Origin of the sequence: Pseudomonas sp. EL_65y_Pfl2_R96 (genome assembly GCF_963970905.1) — a bacterium.
Lineage (GTDB): Bacteria > Pseudomonadota > Gammaproteobacteria > Pseudomonadales > Pseudomonadaceae > Aquipseudomonas.
The window spans coordinates 126,716-145,302 of record NZ_CAXAQH010000013.1 but is presented as its reverse complement, the minus strand read 5'-3'; the positions used below and the strand labels follow the sequence as shown (position 1 = coordinate 145,302).

The 18,587-nt window shown below is 60.4% G+C and carries 9 protein-coding genes and 4 pseudogenes; 5 read left to right on the top strand and 8 right to left on the bottom strand.

Features of this window, described 5'->3' with window-relative positions; all coding sequences use genetic code 11:
- From AACY49_RS15665 to putP, 4 genes and pseudogenes are all read right to left on the bottom strand, one after another.
- A pseudogene (locus AACY49_RS15665) lies at window positions 1-865 on the bottom strand (type IV secretion protein Rhs); the annotation flags it as partial.
- Window positions 865-1,602, bottom strand: coding sequence for a DUF4123 domain-containing protein (locus AACY49_RS15660; protein WP_339524906.1), 738 nt, complete (start codon window positions 1,600-1,602; stop codon window positions 865-867). The pseudogene AACY49_RS15665 and the gene AACY49_RS15660, both read right to left, overlap by 1 nt.
- Window positions 1,592-3,610 (bottom strand): type VI secretion system Vgr family protein, encoded by a 2,019-nt coding sequence (locus tag AACY49_RS15655; protein ID WP_339524904.1) that lies wholly within the window; start codon window positions 3,608-3,610, stop codon window positions 1,592-1,594. Before AACY49_RS15655 ends, AACY49_RS15660 begins: the two co-directional genes overlap by 11 nt.
- 374 nt (window positions 3,611-3,984) lie before the next feature.
- A complete protein-coding gene (gene putP / locus AACY49_RS15650) occupies window positions 3,985-5,469 on the bottom strand; it encodes a sodium/proline symporter PutP (protein WP_339524902.1) in 1,485 nt (494 codons plus the stop codon).
- 460 nt (window positions 5,470-5,929) lie between these two features.
- Here putP and putA point away from each other — a divergent pair, with 460 nt between their 5' ends.
- Window positions 5,930-9,883: a trifunctional transcriptional regulator/proline dehydrogenase/L-glutamate gamma-semialdehyde dehydrogenase gene (putA, locus tag AACY49_RS15645; protein WP_339524900.1), complete on the top strand. Its 3,954-nt coding sequence runs from the start codon at window positions 5,930-5,932 to the stop codon at window positions 9,881-9,883.
- 253 nt (window positions 9,884-10,136) lie between these two features.
- Window positions 10,137-11,939, top strand: a pseudogene (locus AACY49_RS15640) (acyl-CoA dehydrogenase).
- A 146-nt stretch (window positions 11,940-12,085) separates the two neighbouring features.
- Here AACY49_RS15640 and AACY49_RS31880 read toward each other — a convergent pair.
- The 4 genes and pseudogenes from AACY49_RS31880 to AACY49_RS15625 all read right to left on the bottom strand — a co-directional run bounded on the left by AACY49_RS31880 (window position 12,086) and on the right by AACY49_RS15625 (window position 14,650).
- Window positions 12,086-12,817, bottom strand: coding sequence for a methyl-accepting chemotaxis protein (locus AACY49_RS31880; protein ID WP_445262646.1), 732 nt, complete (start codon window positions 12,815-12,817; stop codon window positions 12,086-12,088).
- 135 nt (window positions 12,818-12,952) lie between these two features.
- Window positions 12,953-13,975 (bottom strand): annotated as a pseudogene (locus AACY49_RS31875) (HAMP domain-containing protein); the annotation flags it as partial.
- Between the two features lie 145 nt (window positions 13,976-14,120).
- The gene (locus tag AACY49_RS15630; RefSeq protein ID WP_258697894.1) at window positions 14,121-14,423 is read right to left on the bottom strand and encodes a cell division protein ZapA; all 303 of its coding nucleotides are present in this window, start codon (window positions 14,421-14,423) and stop codon (window positions 14,121-14,123) included.
- Window positions 14,420-14,650 (bottom strand): hypothetical protein, encoded by a 231-nt coding sequence (locus tag AACY49_RS15625; protein WP_258697895.1) that lies wholly within the window; start codon window positions 14,648-14,650, stop codon window positions 14,420-14,422. Before AACY49_RS15625 ends, AACY49_RS15630 begins: the two co-directional genes overlap by 4 nt.
- Window positions 14,651-14,925: 275 nt before the next feature.
- On the opposite strand from AACY49_RS15625, the pseudogene AACY49_RS31870 reads away from it, so the two are divergent.
- From AACY49_RS31870 to AACY49_RS15615, 3 genes and pseudogenes are all read left to right on the top strand, one after another.
- Window positions 14,926-15,696: pseudogene (locus tag AACY49_RS31870) on the top strand (MCP four helix bundle domain-containing protein); the annotation flags it as partial.
- The gene (locus AACY49_RS31865) at window positions 15,679-16,551 is read left to right on the top strand and encodes a methyl-accepting chemotaxis protein (protein ID WP_445262645.1); all 873 of its coding nucleotides are present in this window, start codon (window positions 15,679-15,681) and stop codon (window positions 16,549-16,551) included. The pseudogene AACY49_RS31870 and the gene AACY49_RS31865, both read left to right, overlap by 18 nt.
- A gap of 287 nt (window positions 16,552-16,838) precedes the next feature.
- Complete coding sequence (locus AACY49_RS15615) at window positions 16,839-18,581, top strand: potassium/proton antiporter (protein WP_339524893.1); 1,743 nt, start codon at window positions 16,839-16,841, stop codon at window positions 18,579-18,581.
- The last annotated feature ends 6 nt before the right edge of the window (window positions 18,582-18,587 follow it).

Genomic DNA, 18,587 nt, shown 5'->3' with positions numbered 1-18,587 from the left:
CAATCAGGATGTCGATCAACAGCTGCACCACCATCATCGACACCGCTTCGGCGGTTTTGCCGGCGATTTCGCTCGGTGGCAGCATGTCCAACCACAGGCTGGCGCAGCGCACCAGCAGGCACAGCGCTGCTTCGTCACTGGCTAGCAACTGGGCTTTTTCCATGACATCCGGTGCGGTTTTGGCGAGCTTTTCCAGCTCCGCGGCGCTTTCACCCAACCGCTCTGCGAACTTCGCCGGATCCTTGAGAATGTCCGACAGCAGGCTGATGCCGTCCCACACACCTTCAATGGCCGCCCAACTGCCCGCGAGCATTCCATTGCCTACAGCCACCGAAGACGATTGCGACCACTTCGGCTTGAACGTCCGCCACTCATCTCGCAGCCAGCTGTCGAGCTCCTTCGTCAGGCCATCGTAGGAAGAGAAAAGATCTTCAACTTGCTGTGGTGTGACTTCGTTGTGGACGTGAATGCGGTAGAGCTTGCCTTCTTCCCCTCGGAATGTTCCCTTGCCATTTTTATCGAGCGTGACCGGCGTCGACTTACCGCCATCCATGGCAATCACATCGACCTGAATATTCCCCACGGGAATGTCATAAACCGATTCAAATTTGCTCTCGATCTCGAGCTTTCCACCTTTCGGGCACTGCACGACTGTGGAGAGAAAGTCGTCGTCGCCACTGCTCACCACGGTGCTGGCATTGCCGAATCTGATGATCCGTTCCATGCCCATCAGCGAAGGCAGATCGGCAGCGTGACTGGCCGTATCTGCCGCCCGGCTGAACCAGTGCTTGAGCTGTTCGCGGTAGAGCGTCAGGGTGTTCGGAAAACTGTCGAGCTCCTGCTCGATGCGCACAATCTGATCCATCAGCTCAGCTCCGCCATCAGGTAATCCACCAACGCTTGTTTCGCTGCTTGGGGCAGGTCCGGCGCTTCAAGAAAACTCGCGGTCTTGCGCCGCAAAACGCTTTCGGAAAACGCTTCAAACAGGTCTGGGCGGTCTTCGCTCAGCCACTTCAGCAGGTTGTTGATTCGGGTGACTTCAGACTGTGCGGCGAGCTGTTCCAACAACGTCGCCGGGACTTTCCACCATGGAAAAACGAGGGAGGTTTTCAGCGCGCGACCACCGATCTCGTGCGCCTGACCATTGATCAGGCAACGCCCGATCAGCGGCAGCAGCTGCACGGAATCGACCTCGGCGGATTGCAGAATTGGCAGCAGATAGCGCCCATCCCAGAACCGAAAAAATACCTTGTCGCCATTGGGCAGCAGCGCTTGTGTGAGAGAGCGCAAGTGCTCGACCAGCGCTTGATGACTGGCCGCAGAAACCGCCAACCAGCCCCAGTCACGAGACTCAGTGGCGGCAACCCACTCCAGAAACTCACTATCCGCAGCGACGATTCCGACATAGGGCATCACCGCTTCCCACTCGGCATACGCGGTATCAGCCCAGATCGGGCTCGGCGCTTGAGCGGTGATTGAGCGTTGCCAGGCTTTGAACGGTTCAGCAGCACTGGCGCTGCTGAATATCGCAAACAGTTGCTCCGCCGGTTTCAGCGGCTGGTGCTCCAGCCAGGCGCGAGGTGACAAGGCATCAGGCGGCACAAACACCGTCCTTGCAGCGCTCGCATTCTTCGCAGAACGGCGCGTCGCTTTGCAGGCTGAGTATTTGTGCGGCACTGAGCAGCGCCGCCGGGGCGGCGGCGAGTTTCAACGGAACATCCGGCAGGCTCGGCGCCGCAGCCATGGCCGCCATCGGCGCACCACCGACCTGAATCGGTACGCTGCTGAAAATCCCGCCGGGGCCGATGTTGATCCACTGCCCGCCCGCTTGAATGGTCGCGCTGGCACCGCCGTCAATGACCACTTGCTGGCCGGCGCTGACGTGAAACTGCTGACTGGCATTGAGGGCCTGACTGGTCACGCGAATGTGCCGGTCACCGGCCACCACCAAGTGATCGTCCAGCCGCACTTCGGTCTGGCGCTGACCGTGGGTGATGCGTTTTTCGTCAGCCTTCAGTTCATGGCGGGCGGTGCCGGTAACGACGATGCTGCGAGCGTTATCGACCTGCACCTGTTGATCATTCAGTACGTGCTGGGTCCAGTTTCGCTGGGCGCGCAGGTAGATTTCCTCGGCGCCCTTGCGATCCTCGATGCGCACTTCGTTGTAACCGCCGCCGCCGGGACTACTTTGGCTGCGGAAAATGCTGCGGGTCTTGTCCGCCGGCAGATCGAGCGGCACCGGGGTCGCCGCGTTGGGTAGGCAACCCATCACCAGCGGTTTGTCCGCATCGGCGTCGACGAACCCCACCAGCACTTCCATGCCGACGCGCGGAATCATCACGCTGCCGTAACGGTCATGCGCCCAGCCAGTGGCGACACGCAACCAGCAACTGGAATGCTCGTTGAGCTCACCGTCACGGTCCCAGGCGAGCTGAACCTTGACCCGACCGTACTCGTCGCAATGGATTTCGCTGTCAGTCGGGCCGGTGACCATGGCGGGTTGATAGCCGAGCATGCGTGGCTTTTCTGGTCCCAGCGGCGGGCGAAAGGAAACGTCCCACGGCGTCGCCAGAAAGGTATTGCGATAGCCCTGGAAATCATCCGGGCTGTCGCTGGTGGCCGACTCTTCCAGCACCTGCGGCTGCCGGCCCCGGTGCTCGATTTCGGTGATCAACCACAGGTCATTCCACGCCTGGCGCGGGTGTTCGGCGAGGTGTAGGAAATGCCCACTGACCAACGCAGATTCGTCGCCGCGACCTTCGGCTTGGCGGTAATCTGCCCCGTGGCGCTCCAAGGCCCGTTGCGCCAGATGCTTGCCATGTTCGCGATCAGTGAATTGGCCGGGGAAGTGGTAGTCCTCGAGCACCGGTCGCTGCTCGCTGTCGTGGCGGCTTTCGAGTTGCAAACGCGGTTTACGGAAGTCGTAGTCCCGGCGAGTGACCGCTGTGGTCCGGGTTTCCAGCCGCACGTTGAAACGTTTGATCGCTGGCGCATCTGCCGCCATCCCACTGCCTGGCAGGTACAGCGTCGGCTCGGGCAGCCGGGGGAAAACCGTCTGGTCATCGCCGAACACCAACAGATGCCCGTCGGGGCTGTGCTGGAAGTGGTAGTGAATACCTACCTCGGCACACAACCGCTGGATGAACGCCAGATCGCTTTCGGCGTACTGCACGCAATACTCGCGTTCGGGGTAGTCGCTGCCGAGCCGGAACTCGAAGGCATCGCGCTGGATGCTGTGGTCTTTGAGGATTTGCGCGACGATAGTCGGCACGCTTTTGTGCTGGAAAATCCGCTGATTGATACGCTGACCGAGGTACGCCAGACGCGGCACGAGACTGATTTGGTAGCCCGTCAGACGCTGGCCGGAATCGCTCTGGCCGACGCGAAAAATCTGACCGTGAATACCGGAACCTTGCGCATCGAAACTCAGAAAGGCCTGACGATGCAGCAGGCTTTCGAGCTCCAGATCCGGGCGCTCGCTGACCAGTTCCAGGTCAAAGCGGTAGGGTTGGCTTATGGCTTCCTTGCCCGTGAACTCAAGTACCTTGAGCTCATTCTGGACGCCGTCGAGGGTCAACGTGAAACGCGGTTGATTGGCTGGCGCGAACATCCGATGTGTCTCTACAGAATGAAGGCGGGCGATTCTGCATGAGCGACAAGGGGTGTTGAGCGGAGGTCAGGAAAATCAGATTTTCCCTGCTTTTTTAGGGATTTTTCCTTCAAAAATCGGGATATAGGACTACAGACTTTCCTGTCAGAAGCACCACCGAACAACTGTGGGAGCGGGCTTGCCCGCGATAGCGGTGGGTCAGGTAATGCATTTGTGACTGACAGGGCCCTATCGCGGGCAAGCCCGCTCCCACAATGGAACTTCGATGTTTCACGCCCTGCGTCAAAAGAAACAGCGCAAAAAAACGGCCCGCTTCCAGTAGGAAGCGGGCCGTTTTGTTGTAGCCGAAAGGTCAGAGCATCAGCTCATCCCCATCACTGGTTCAGGCGGAAATCCTTCTCGGCCGCAGCAAAGCGCTGAAGCATGCCGGCGGTCGGTGTGCCCCTTTTGCTGACGAAGTAGATCGCCAGGCTGGCGAAGATGAAACCAGGGATGATTTCGTACAGGCCCAGCAGTTCGAAGTGTTTCCAGACGATCACGGTGATCGCGCCGACCAGGATGCCGGCCAGTGCGCCGTTGCGGGTCATGTCTTTCCAGATCACGGAGATCAGGACAACTGGACCGAACGCGGCACCGAAACCAGCCCAGGCGTAGCTGACCAGACCCAGTACACGGTTTTCCGGGTTAGCCGCCAGAGCGATGGCGATCAGGGCAACCAGCAGCACCATGGCACGGCCGACCCAGACCAGCTCAACCTGGGAAGCGGTTTTACGCAGGAAGGTTTTGTAGAAGTCTTCGGTCAGGGCGCTCGAGCACACCAGCAGTTGGCAGCTCAGCGTACTCATTACCGCCGCCAGAATGGCCGACAGCAACACACCGGCAACCCACGGGTTGAACAGGATTTTCGCCAGTTCGATGAACACACGCTCGTGGTTTTCGGTCACGGGCATCGCCAGGGCAGGGTTTGCCGAGAAGTAAGCGATACCGAAGAAACCTACAGCGACGGTGCCGCCCAGGCACAGGATCATCCAGGTCATGGAGATGCGACGTGCCTTGGCAATCGACTTGACCGAATCCGCCGCCATGAAACGCGCCAGGATGTGCGGCTGGCCAAAGTAGCCCAGACCCCAGCCCATCAGCGAAATCACGCCGATGAAGGTGGTGTTTTTCAGCATGTCGAAGTTGCTTGGGTCTTGTGCTTCGATCGCCAGGAACGTGGTGTCGATGCCGCCAGTGGCCAGCAGCACGATGATCGGCGTCAGCAGCAAGGCGAAGATCATCAGCGTGGCTTGTACGGTGTCAGTCCAGCTCACTGCCAGGAAACCACCGACGAAGGTGTAGGCAATCGTCGCCGCGGCACCGGCCCACAGCGCTGTCTCGTAGGACATGCCGAAGGTGCTTTCGAACAGACGGGCACCGGCCACGATGCCGGAAGCGCAGTAGATGGTGAAGAACACCAGGATCACGACCGCGGAGATGATCCGCAGCAGGCCGCTTTTATCTTCAAAACGGCTGGAGAAGTAATCCGGCAGGGTCAGTGCATCACCGTTGTGCTCGGTCTGCACGCGCAGACGGCCGGCGACGAACAGCCAGTTCAGGTAAGCACCGATGATCAGGCCGATGGCGATCCAGCTTTCGGAAAGACCGGACATGTAGATGGCGCCTGGCAGGCCCATCAACAACCAGCCGCTCATATCGGAAGCACCGGCAGAGAGTGCAGTCACGACGCTGCCCAGGCTACGACCGCCCAGAATGTAGTCAGAAAGGTTGTTGGTGGAGCGATAGGCCATGAAGCCGATCAGCACCATTGCTGCGATGTAGATCACGAACGTGATCAGGGTTGGATTGCTTACGCTCATTGAGTGACGCCCTGGCATTGTTTTTATGTAACGGCGGCTGGTGAACCGCTCGCAAACGAAGACGTTTGACAGACGATTCGGGATCCCGCGCATTTATGACTGATGTTTCCCCAGGAAAGCCATCAGCCGGCGCACCGATCTTTTTGACCGGTTGCACCTTGGCCGCGAATGCTATTCAACAAAGCAAATAAGGTGCAACCAGTTTCGCCAGAATAAGTTGCACCTAGTCGGATTATCTTGAAAAGGGTCGTTTTTTGCTCCTTTTCAGGGCGTTTTTCGCATTGCGCTAGAAGCAAAAGCACCAAGCAGGCGCGGGAGATGTGTACCAGAATTTATTTCCTGACGAGCCGCCGATTATTCCGACAAAAAAGGGTTGCACCCGGTTGCACCTCGACCAACGCACAGCTAATCTTGCCGCCAGCTGATGCCACGAGGTCGTGGCAAACATGAGGATAAAAATATGGCTACCACCACCCTTGGGGTCAAACTTGACGACCCGACCCGCGAACGCCTCAAGGCCGCCGCGACCTCGATCGATCGCACGCCGCACTGGCTGATCAAGCAGGCAATTTTCAATTACCTGGAAAAACTCGAGGGTGGTGCAACCCTGACCGAGCTGAGCGGTTTGACCGGCAAAGACGCCGACGACGCTGGCGAAGTCCATACCGATCACGCGCACCAGTGCTTCCTGGAGTTCGCTGAAAGCATCCTGCCGCAATCGGTGCTGCGTGCGTCTATCACTGCCGCTTACCGTCGCCCGGAACCCGAAGTGGTGCCGATGCTGATCGAGCAGGCGCGCCTGCCGGCCCCGATGTGCGACGCCACCAACAAGCTCGCCGCCTCGATTGCCGAGAAACTGCGCAATCAGAAGAGCGCCGGCGGCCGTGCCGGGATTGTTCAGGGCCTGTTGCAGGAATTTTCCCTGTCGTCCCAGGAAGGCGTGGCACTGATGTGCCTGGCCGAAGCGCTGCTGCGCATTCCGGACAAAGGCACTCGCGACGCATTGATCCGCGACAAGATCAGCACCGGCAACTGGCAGCCGCACCTGGGCAACAGCCCGTCGCTGTTCGTCAACGCCGCCACCTGGGGCTTGCTGCTGACCGGCAAACTGGTCGCCACCCACAACGAAGCCGGCCTGACGTCGTCCCTGAGCCGCATCATCGGCAAGAGCGGCGAGCCGATGATCCGCAAGGGCGTCGACATGGCCATGCGCCTGATGGGCGAGCAGTTCGTCACCGGCGAAACCATCGCCGAAGCCCTGGCCAACGCCAGCAAGTTCGAAGCCAAGGGCTTCCGCTATTCCTACGACATGCTGGGTGAAGCCGCACTCACCGAGCACGACGCCCAGAAGTACCTGGCCTCGTACGAACAAGCCATCCACTCGATCGGCAAAGCCTCTCACGGTCGTGGGATTTATGAAGGCCCGGGCATTTCCATCAAGCTGTCCGCCTTGCACCCGCGTTATAGCCGCGCCCAGTACGAGCGCGTGATGGACGAGCTGTACCCGCGCCTGCTGTCGCTGACTCTGTTGGCCAAGCAATACGACATCGGCCTGAACATCGACGCCGAAGAAGCCGACCGCCTCGAGTTGTCGCTGGATCTGCTGGAGCGCCTGTGCTTCGAGCCGCAACTGACCGGCTGGAACGGCATCGGCTTCGTGATCCAGGCTTACCAGAAGCGTTGCCCGTACGTGATCGATTACGTGATCGACCTGGCTCGCCGCAGCCGTCATCGCCTGATGATCCGCTTGGTGAAAGGCGCGTACTGGGACAGCGAAATCAAACGCGCCCAGGTCGAAGGCCTGGAAGGCTATCCGGTCTACACCCGCAAGGTGTACACCGACGTTTCCTACATCGCCTGCGCACGCAAACTGCTGTCGGTGCCGGAAGTCATCTATCCGCAGTTCGCCACGCACAACGCCCACACCTTGTCGGCCATCTACCACATCGCCGGTCAGAACTATTACCCCGGCCAGTATGAGTTCCAGTGCCTGCACGGCATGGGCGAACCGCTGTACGAACAGGTTGTAGGTAAAGTTTCCGAAGGCAAGCTGAACCGTCCGTGCCGCGTGTACGCACCGGTCGGTACTCACGAAACACTGTTGGCGTACCTGGTGCGTCGTCTGCTGGAAAACGGTGCGAACACTTCGTTCGTCAACCGCATCGCCGACCAGTCTATTTCGATTCAGGAGCTGGTGGCCGATCCAGTGGCCAGCATCGAGCAGATGGCGACGCTGGAAGGCGGCTTCGGCCTGCCGCACCCGCGTATCCCGCTGCCACGTGACCTGTATGGTGCCGAGCGCGCCAACTCCAGCGGTATCGACATGGCCAACGAACATCGTCTGGCTTCCCTGTCGTGCGCCCTGCTGGCCACTGCTCACAACAACTGGAAAGCCGCGCCGATGCTCGGCTGCGCGTCCAGCACTGAAAGCCCTGCGCCGGTATTGAACCCGTCGGATCTGCGTGACGTGGTTGGTCACGTACAGGAAGCCACTGTCGAAGACGTCGACAACGCGATCCAGTGCGCCCTGAACGCTGGGCCGATCTGGCAGGCCACCCCGCCGGCCGAACGTGCCGCGATCCTGGAACGTGCCGCCGATTTGATGGAAGGCGAGATCCAGCCGTTGATGGGCCTGTTGGCTCGCGAAGCCGGCAAAACCTTCGCCAACGCCATCGCCGAAGTGCGTGAAGCCGTGGACTTCCTGCGTTACTACGCGGTGCAGGCTCGCAACGATTTTACCAACGATGCCCACCGTCCGTTGGGTCCGGTGGTCTGCATCAGCCCGTGGAACTTCCCGCTGGCGATCTTCAGTGGTCAGGTCGCTGCTGCCCTGGCCGCCGGTAACCCGGTACTGGCCAAACCTGCGGAACAAACCCCGCTGGTGGCTGCTCAAGCCGTGCGTTTGTTGCTCGAAGCCGGGATTCCGGAAGGCGTGCTGCAACTGCTGCCGGGCCGTGGCGAAACCGTTGGTGCCCGTCTGGTCGGTGACGATCGGGTCAAAGGCGTGATGTTCACCGGCTCCACCGAAGTCGCTCGTTTGTTGCAACGCAATGTCGCCGGTCGCCTGGATGCCCAGGGCCGTCCGATTCCGCTGATCGCCGAAACCGGCGGCCAGAACGCGATGATCGTCGACTCCTCGGCGCTGACCGAACAGGTTGTGATCGACGTGGTGTCGTCGGCCTTCGACAGTGCTGGCCAGCGTTGCTCGGCGCTGCGGGTGCTGTGCTTGCAGGAAGATTCCGCCGACCGCGTCATCGAAATGCTCAAGGGCGCCATGGCTGAATGCCGTCTCGGCAACCCTGAGCGCCTGTCCGTGGACATCGGCCCGGTGATCGATGCCGAAGCCAAAGCCGGCATCGAGAAGCACATCCAGGCTATGCGCGACAAAGGTCGCAATGTGTATCAGGTGGCCATAGCCAACAGCGAAGAAGTCAAACGCGGCACCTTCGTGATGCCGACCCTGATCGAACTGGAAAGCTTCGACGAACTGCAACGGGAGATCTTCGGCCCGGTTCTGCACGTGGTTCGCTACAAGCGCAAAGAGATCGATCAACTGATCGGCCAGATCAACGCTTCCGGCTACGGCCTGACCCTGGGCGTACACACTCGCATCGACGAGACCATCGCCAAGGTGATCGACAACGTCAACGCCGGTAACGTCTACGTGAACCGCAACATTGTTGGTGCTGTGGTCGGCGTGCAACCGTTCGGCGGTGAAGGCCTGTCGGGTACTGGCCCGAAAGCCGGTGGTCCGCTGTACCTGTACCGCTTGCTGTCGACGCGTCCTACCGATGCGATCGAACAATCCTTCGCTCGCGGCGACGCCATCGCTGCACCGGACGTCCGCCTGCGTGACGCCATGAGCAAACCGCTGACCGCCCTGAAAGCCTGGGCCGACAGCAACAAGCTCGCTGACTTGAGCGCCCTGTGCGTGCAGTTCGCGGCGCAATCGCAAAGCGGGATCACCCGTGTACTGGCAGGCCCGACCGGCGAGCGCAACAGCTACGCCATCCTGCCGCGCGAACACGTGCTGTGCCTGGCGGATGTCGAAGGCGATTTGCTGACCCAACTGGCGGCGGTGTTGGCCGTCGGTGGTTCGGCGGTGTGGCCGGACGCTGAACCGGGCAAGGCCCTGTTCGCACGCCTGCCGAAAGAAATCCAGGCGCGGATCAAGCGGGTTGCCGACTGGACCAAGGACGAGGTGGTGATTGATGCGGTCCTGCATCACGGCCATTCCGACCAGTTGCGTGCGGTCTGCCAGCAAGTGGCCAAGCGTGCCGGTGCGATTGTCGGGGTTCACGGCTTGTCGCAGGGTGAAACCAACATTGCGCTGGAACGTCTGGTGATCGAGCGTGCGTTGAGCGTTAACACCGCTGCGGCGGGTGGTAATGCCAGTTTGATGACGATCGGCTAAACCGCAACAAGACCGGGCACCTGCAATGGGTGCCTGGTTTACACATTACCTGTGGGGCTTGCCCGCGATAGCGATGTATCAGTCACTGATGATATTGACCGGTCTGACGCCATCGCGGGCAAGCCCGCTCCCACAGTTGCTTGTGTCGCCTGCTAAGCCGCCGCTCTGCTGCACCATCACGCTCATCAATCATCCTGTTCAGCCTCTATTCCCACGCCTAGACTCGGTCCATTCCAAAATAAGGTAGGCCGCCATGTCCGAGACGTTGCTCAGTTCCCGTAATCTGGCTTTCGAGCTGTATGAAGTCCTCGATGCCGAGGGCCTGACCCAGCGTGAGCGGTTCGCCGAGCACAACCGCGAGACCTTCGATGCGGCCATCGGCACTGCCCGCAGCATCGCCGAGAAGTTATTCGCCCCGCACAACCGCAAGGGCGACGAGAACGAGCCGCGCTATGAGGACGGTCAGGCGATTCTGATTCCGGAAGTGAAACCGGCGGTGGACGCCTTCCTCGAAGCCGGTTTCCTCAACGCCGCGCGCAATTTCGACGCGGGCGGCATGCAACTTCCTACGCTGCTGTCGCAAGCGTGCTTTGCGCACTTTCAGTCGGCCAACGCGGCGTCGACTTCTTACCCGTTCCTGACCATGGGCGCGGCCAACCTGATCGAAAGCTTCGGCACCGATGAGCAGAAGCAACGCTTCCTGCAACCGATGATCGACGGCCGTTTCTTCGGCACCATGGCCCTCACCGAGCCCCATGCTGGCTCGTCGCTGTCGGATATTCGAACCCGCGCAGAGCCTGCGTCCGACGGCACCTATCGACTCAAGGGCAACAAGATCTTCATCTCCGGTGGCGATCACCCGCTGTAGGAAAACATCGTGCACATGGTGCTGGCCAAACTGCCAGACGCACCGGCCGGGGTGAAGGGCATTTCGCTGTTTATCGTGCCCAAGTTTCTGGTCAACGATGATGGTAGCCTCGGCCAGCGCAACGACGTGTTGCTGGCCGGGTTGTTCCACAAGATGGGCTGGCGTGGCACCACGTCCACCGCGCTGAACTTCGGCGACAACGGCGAGTGTGTCGGCTATCTGGTGGGCAAGCCGCACCATGGCCTGAGCTACATGTTCCAGATGATGAACGAGGCGCGGATCGGCGTCGGCATGGGCGCGGTGATGCTGGGTTATGCCGGTTATCTGTACTCACTGGAATACGCCCGCGAGCGTCCGCAAGGTCGGGTGCCGGATAGCAAGGACCCGACCACCGCGCCGGTGGCAATCATTCAGCATGCCGATGTCAGACGCATGCTGCTGACCCAGAAAGCCTACGTCGAAGGCGCGTTCGACCTCGGGTTATATGCGGCGCGGCTGTTCGACGACACTACAACCCTTGAAGGCGAAGCCGAGCGCAAACAGGCTCATGAGCTGCTGGATTTGCTGACACCGATCGTCAAGTCCTGGCCGTCGGAGTTTTGCCTGAAGGCCAACGAACTGGCGATCCAGATCCTCGGCGGCCACGGTTACACCCGTGAGTATCCGGTGGAGCAGTATTACCGCGACAACCGCCTGAACCCGATCCATGAAGGGACTCATGGCATTCAGTCCCTGGACTTGCTCGGGCGCAAACTGGCGCAGAACGGTGGCGCGGGGCTCAAGCAACTGATCCGCCTGATCGCCGACACCGGCGAGCGGGCGCAGGTGTATGAATCGCTAACGCCGCTGCGAGAACCGCTGGAGAAACTGATGGCGCGCCTGCAAGCCGTGACCACCGGCCTGCTGACCGATCTGGCTCAAGGCAAGGTCAACAGCAGCCTGGCGAACTCGGCGCTGTACTTGAAGGTGTTCGGTCATACGGTGATTGGTTGGCGTTGGCTGGAGCAGGCGATTCGTGCGGAGGAAGGGTTGGCCAAAGGGAATGCGGCGGATGTGAGCTTCTATAAAGGCAAGCTGCAGGCGGCACGGTATTTCCTGACGTGGGAAGTGCCGGGTTGCCACCATGAGCTGGCGATTCTTGAGGCTCGGGATGATGTGTGCCTGACGATGCGGGATGAGTGGTTTTGATCGGGGCTTTGTGGCGAAGCGGACATCCAATCGCGGGCAAGCCCGCTCCCACAGGGATCTCTGTTGTTCACAGATAATGTGTTCCACGCACAAATCCTGTGGGAGCGGGCTTGCCCGCGATGGCGTCAGTACAGGCAACACATTTATCAGCTCAACCGAAACCCACCCATCTGCCGAGCCAAATCATCCGCCAAGCGCTGCAACGTCTGACAGTCTTCACGGCAAGCCCTGACTTCCCCCGCCGTGGCCCGCGCCAAATCAGAAATCCCCTGTACATTGCGGTTGATCTCTTCCGTCACCACCGACTGCTCTTCCGTCGCCGTGGCCACCTGATGGTTCATATCGCTGATGCGCTCGACCTGCCCGGTAATCGCCGTCAGCGACGCCCCGGTGCGCTGACTCGACTCAACGCCCGTGCCGGTCGCCGCTTGCCCGGAATGCATGGAAGACACCGCATTCTCCGCGCCTTGCTTGAGACTGCCGATCATTTGCTGGATCTCGTCGGTGGACGATTGAGTTCGCCGCGCCAGGGTCCGCACTTCATCGGCCACCACCGCAAACCCGCGCCCCATGTCCCCGGCCCGCGCCGCTTCGATGGCGGCGTTGAGCGCCAGCAGATTGGTCTGCTCGGAAATCCCGCGAATCACCGCCAACACCTGATCGATGGACGCCACTTGATGAGCCAACTCGCCCACCGCACCGGCGGCGATGCCAATCTCCTCGGACATGCTTTCGATATGCCGGATCGATCCGCCCACCACTTCCCGCGCCTGCAGCGCTTCATCCCGCGCGGTTTGCGAAGCGACGGCCGCGTTGCCGGCGTTTTGAGCGATTTCCTGCACGGTCAGGCCCATTTCGTGAACAGCGGTGGCGACCATGTCGGTCATTTCCTGCTGACGGCCCGAGCGTTCGGCCGTGTTGTCCACCACCCGCGCCACCTGGCCGACCGCCGTGCGCAAACGCTCACTGGTGGCCAGGACTTCGCCGATCATGTCGCGCTGACTTTCCAGGAAGCGATTGAAACCGCGAGCCAGGTCACCCAGCTCATCGGCGCGGCTGGAATTTAACCTGTGGGTCAAATCTCCACCACCGCTACCGATGGCTACCAGCGCCACTGTTACCTGACGGATCGGCCGTACCAGCCCACGGGCGAGCAACACCACTAATAAAAGACAGACCAGCGCCACGACCAGACCAATACCGCGGCTCATCCACATCGCCCGGCGAGCTTCGGCGTAGATCTGCGACTGCGGCACTTCGGCCACCAGGGTCCAGCCCAGATCACGCAGTGGCAGGCTCAAGGCCAGAAACTCTTCGCCATCGCGGGCAAAACTGCTGGTGGCAGCTTTTGGACCCATCACTGCTTGCGCCGCCGAAGCGCCGATTTGCTCGACCAGCGTACGTTTGCCGCTGAACTGCGCCTCGGGGTGAACCTGGATCAATCCGTCGGAACGCACGAGATAGACCTTGCCGCGCTCACCAAAGTTGAAATTCTGGATCAGCTCCGACAGTTCTTTCATGCTCAGGCCCAGCCCGGCGACGCCCACGACTTTACCGGCCTGCTCGACCTTGAGGTCGATGAACAGCGCCAACTCACCGGTGGCGGTGTCATTGTCGATATTGAGGGTGCGCGGCTGATTGCTGTCGAGGAATGAATAGAACCAGGCGTCGTTGGGATTGGAACGGCTGAGCGTCCGGTCCAGGCCTTTTTCAGTGATGTAATGGCTTGAAGCGGCGCCGATAATCAGCGCGGTAAAGGCTTTGTGCTCGGTGCGGATGCCTTCCAGATACTTCACGAATGTGTCGGTCTGGACACTGTTTTCGCCCCCGGCCAACCAGTCTCGCACCATGCTGTTACTGGCAATGTCCTTGGCGGCGGTGAGGGGTTGAACGAGGATTCGCTCGATGTCGTTGCGCATCGCTTCGATGCTCGACGGCAGCGCCTGCTCGACCAGATAGCGCTGGGCGAGGCGGTTGACCACGAAGGTATAAATGCCAACCACGATCAGAATACTGACCAGCAGGGCGGTGCCCATGCTCAGGATCAACTGCCATTGAATACTGCGTCGCCAGAACTGCATGGAGCACCCCCAAAGAATAAGAGGCTGAAACACTGCAACAGCCATGCCGATTGTATACAACTAAATCGACAATTTATTCTTTGGTTGTGCGCAAAGCCGCTCAGGCCTGGTTGATCGTCTTGGCGATCACTTCAACCGTGGCGCTGACTTGCTCTTGGTAACGGTCGAGTTCCTGCCGGTGACGCTTTTGCATTTCGATCTGCTGCGAGCACAGATTCATCGCCGCCAGCACCAGCAAGCGGTCACCGATCAGCGTCGGGTATTTCTTTTTGGTCTCGGCCAGGGCGGCCTTCAACATCAATGCAGCGTCCAGCAGGGTCTGCTCTTCCCCGGCCGGCGCCTTGATTGAATAGTCCTCGCCCAGAATCGAGACGACTTTTACCCCTGCGGCGCCGTAACTCATGCGCTGACAGGGCCGGCGCTGACGCGCTCAACCAAGGCCTGGATGCGTGCGACAGTGGCGCCTTGTTTCTCTTCCTGTTCCATCAGGCTCAGTTGCAGGCTTTCGTTTTCATCCTTGACCCGGGCCAGTTCTGCACTCAGGGATTGATGCGTGCCGAGCAGGGTCTGGTTCTGTTGCACCAGGTCGCTGACCAGCTGTTCCAGTTGGCTTAGGGATGCTTCTAACATTTTGATTTTCCGGGCATTTTCAAAGGGCGCGTACGATAAAGAAAAGTCACTGTGGAAGCCAGGGTTATGCAGGCGCAAGGCCTTGATTTTCCTGACGGTCGACCTTCCTCGCGAGCTTTAAAGACTGCGATTGACGGCTCTGGTTCCTGCACTTCGTCGTTGCGGCCCTTCTGCGACAAATGCGCGCAGCGACTCAAGACTTTAGTCGTATGACCGATAAGCCATGAATACAGCAGTCTCAGCGCCGCACGGATGCGCTTTTTTCGGTGAACACCATGTCCCTACGAAATATGAATATCGCACCGCGGGCGTTCCTCGGCTTCACCCTGATTGGCGTCATGATGCTGATTCTGGGTGTGTTCGCCCTGAACCAGATGAGCAAGATTCGCGGCGCCGCCGAGGAGATCACCTCGAACAGCGTACCGAGCATTAAAAGCCTCGATGAATTCACACAGCTGACCCTGCGTCTGCGCGTGCTGTCTTATCGCCTGTTGGTGAATCGTGAGCCGGACGTCCAGCTGAAAACCATGGACCTTCTGGAAACCCGTAACCAGCAGATTCGAACGGCTCAGACAACCTATGAAAAACTGATCGCCAGCCCGCAGGAACGTGCGGCCTATGATCAGTATGTGCAGTTGCTGGGGCAGTATCGCCAGATCGAAGACCGGATGAAGAGCCTGTCGCGCAACAATCAGGTCGACGAACTGCGCACACTGGTCAACACCGATTTGCTGAACAACTCTGAAGCCATCAACACCGTGCTCAACCGCTTGCTGGAGATCAACACCCAGCAGGCCGACAACGCCAACCAGCAAGCCGCCGACCAGTACTCGTCAGCCTTCAACCTGGTAGTGACCCTGCTGGTGATCGCCACTGGCCTGACCCTGCTGTTCGCCTGGCTGCTGACCAACAGCATCACCAAACCCATCGCCAACGCCCTGAGCGCCGCCGAAGAAATCGCCGAAGGCAACCTGACGCGCCCGATCACGGTCGATGGCGAAGATGAAGCCGGTCGTCTGCTCGCCGCGATGGCGAAGATGCAGGAAAAACTGCGCGACACCCTGCAACGTATTTCCGGTTCGGCCACGCAACTGGCGTCCGCCGCAGAAGAGCTCAACAGCGTCACCGACGAAAGCGCCCGTGGCCTGACCCAGCAGAACAACGAAATCGAACAGGCCGCCACCGCCGTCAATGAAATGACCAGCGCCGTGGAAGAAGTCGCCCGCAACGCCGTGAGCACCTCCGAAGCCTCGAAAAATGCCACCACCTCTGCCGGTGATGGTCGTGACCTGGTGCAGGAAACCGTCAGCGCCATCGAACGCATGAGCGCCGACGTGCAGAGCACCGCTACCCTGATCGGCGATCTGGCCAACGAGTCGCGGGACATCGGCAAAGTGCTGGACGTGATCCGCGGCCTGGCCGACCAGACCAACCTGTTGGCGTTGAACGCCGCCATCGAAGCAGCCCGTGCCGGTGAAGCCGGTCGTGGTTTTGCGGTGGTCGCCGACGAAGTGCGTGCCCTGGCCCATCGCACCCAGCAATCGACCAGCGAAATCGAACGCATGATCGGCAGCATCCAGAGCGGCACCGAACACGCTGTGGATTCGATGCGCAACAGCACCGAGCGCGCCGAATCGACTTTGAACATCGCTCGCGGTGCCGGCCTGTCGCTGGACACCATCAACAGCGCCATCGTCGAAATCAACGAGCGTAACCTGGTGATCGCCAGCGCGGCCGAAGAACAGGCCCAGGTGGCCCGTGAAGTGGACCGCAATCTGGTGAACATTCGTGACCTGTCGGTGCAATCGGCCACTGGCGCCAACCAGACGAGTGCGGCCAGCAGCGAGCTGTCGCGCCTGGCGCTGGACCTGAACAACATGGTCGGGCGGTTTAGCCTGTAACGGCTACACCACCTCTGTGGCGAGGGAGCTTGCTCCCGCTCGGCTGCGAAGCAGTCGCAAATCGGTCCAAGCATTGAACCTGATGCAACGCAGCGCCGGTTTGGGGTCGCTACGCGACCCAGCGGGAGCAAGCTCCCTCGCCACAGTGATCTCATCCAGCCGAAGCGGGTGTGGATGATCAGCGTTAAAAGCTTTTTGACAGCATCACATTTCAACAGGTTAGAATCGCTGGCACGCAGACTGCATGGTCAGTTTGTGCCCGCCTTTAGCTTTCTGGAGTACTGCCTTTGAATGCGACGACCATCAACAGCCTGTTCTTGATCGGCGCGTTGCTGGTAGGTGCGAGCATTCTGGTGAGCTCACTTTCATCGCGCCTCGGTATCCCGATTCTGGTGATCATCCTCGCGGTGGGCATGTCGGCCGGTGTCGACGGCGCCGGCATTATTTTCGATAACTACCCCACGGCTTATCTGGTCGGCAACCTCGCCCTGGCAGTGATCCTGCTCGACGGCGGCTTGCGCACCCGGGTGGCGAGTTTTCGCGTGGCGTTGTGGCCGGCGCTGTCGCTGGCTACGGTCGGGGTGTTGATCACCACCGGGCTGACCGGGATGGCGGCGGCGTGGCTGTTCAACCTGAACCTGATTCAGGGCCTGCTGATCGGCGCCATCGTCGGCTCCACCGATGCCGCGGCCGTATTCTCGTTGCTGGGTGGCAAGGGCCTGAACGAACGGGTGACCGCGAGCCTGGAGATCGAGTCCGGCAGCAACGACCCGATGGCGGTGTTCCTCACCGTGACCCTGATCGACATGCTCGCCAGCGGCCAGACCGGCCTGCACTGGAGCCTGCTCGGGCACTTGCTGCGTGAGTTCGGTATCGGCGGCGTCATCGGCCTCGGCGGCGGTTGGTTGATGCTGCAACTGGTCAACCGCATCCATTTGGCCACCGGCCTTTATCCGATTCTGGTGATTGCCGGCGGCCTGGTGGTGTTTGCCCTGACCAACGCCCTGCACGGCAGCGGCTTTTTGGCGGTGTACCTGTGCGGCCTGGTGATCGGCAACCGCCCGGTGCGCAGCCGTCACGGTATTTTGCATATGCTCGACGGCATGGCCTGGCTGGCCCAGATCGGCATGTTCCTGGTGCTGGGGCTGCTGGTCACGCCCCATGACCTGCTGCCAATTGCGCTGCCGGCGCTGGGCCTGGCGCTGTGGATGATTCTGTTTGCCCGTCCGCTGTCGGTGCTGGTCGGCCTGCTGCCTTTCAAAGCGTTCCATGGGCGCGAGAAGGCATTCATTTCCTGGGTGGGCCTGCGCGGCGCGGTTCCGATCATTCTGGCAGTGTTCCCGCTGATGGCCGGGCTGCCCAACGCTCAGCTCTACTTCAACCTGGCGTTCTTTATCGTGCTGGTGTCGCTGTTGGTGCAAGGCACAAGCCTGCCGTGGGTTGCCAAGCTTTTGAAAGTGACCGTCCCGCCGGAACCCCTGCCCATCACCCGTTCGGCGCTGGAAGTGCATGTCACCAGCGAGTGGGAGCTGTTCGTGTATCGCCTCGGCGCCGAAAAATGGTGCATCGGCTCGCCCCTTCGCGAGCTGAAAATGCCCGAAGGCACCCGTATCGCGGCCCTGTTTCGTGGCCAACAACTGCTCCATCCGTCGGGTAGTACGGTGCTCGAAGTCGATGATTTGCTCTGCGTAATCGGCCATGAACACAACCTTCCAGCCCTCGGTAAACTCTTCAGTCAGGCACCGCAACGGGGGCTGGATTTGCGCTTCTTCGGCGACTTCGTGCTCGAAGGAGACGCCCAGCTGGGCGCGGTTGCTGCCCTGTACGGGTTGAAAGTCGAAGGCATCGATCCAAACGTGTCCCTGGGCCACTTCATTGCCCAGAAAGTGGGCGGTGCCCCAGTCGTCGGTGACCAGGTGGAGTGGAACAACACCCTCTGGACCGTCGCGGTCATGGAAGGGAACAAGATCGGTAAAGTGGGCGTCAGATTCCCCGAAGGAAGTCGCCCCGGTCCCGGCTTGTTCCTCTAAACTCCA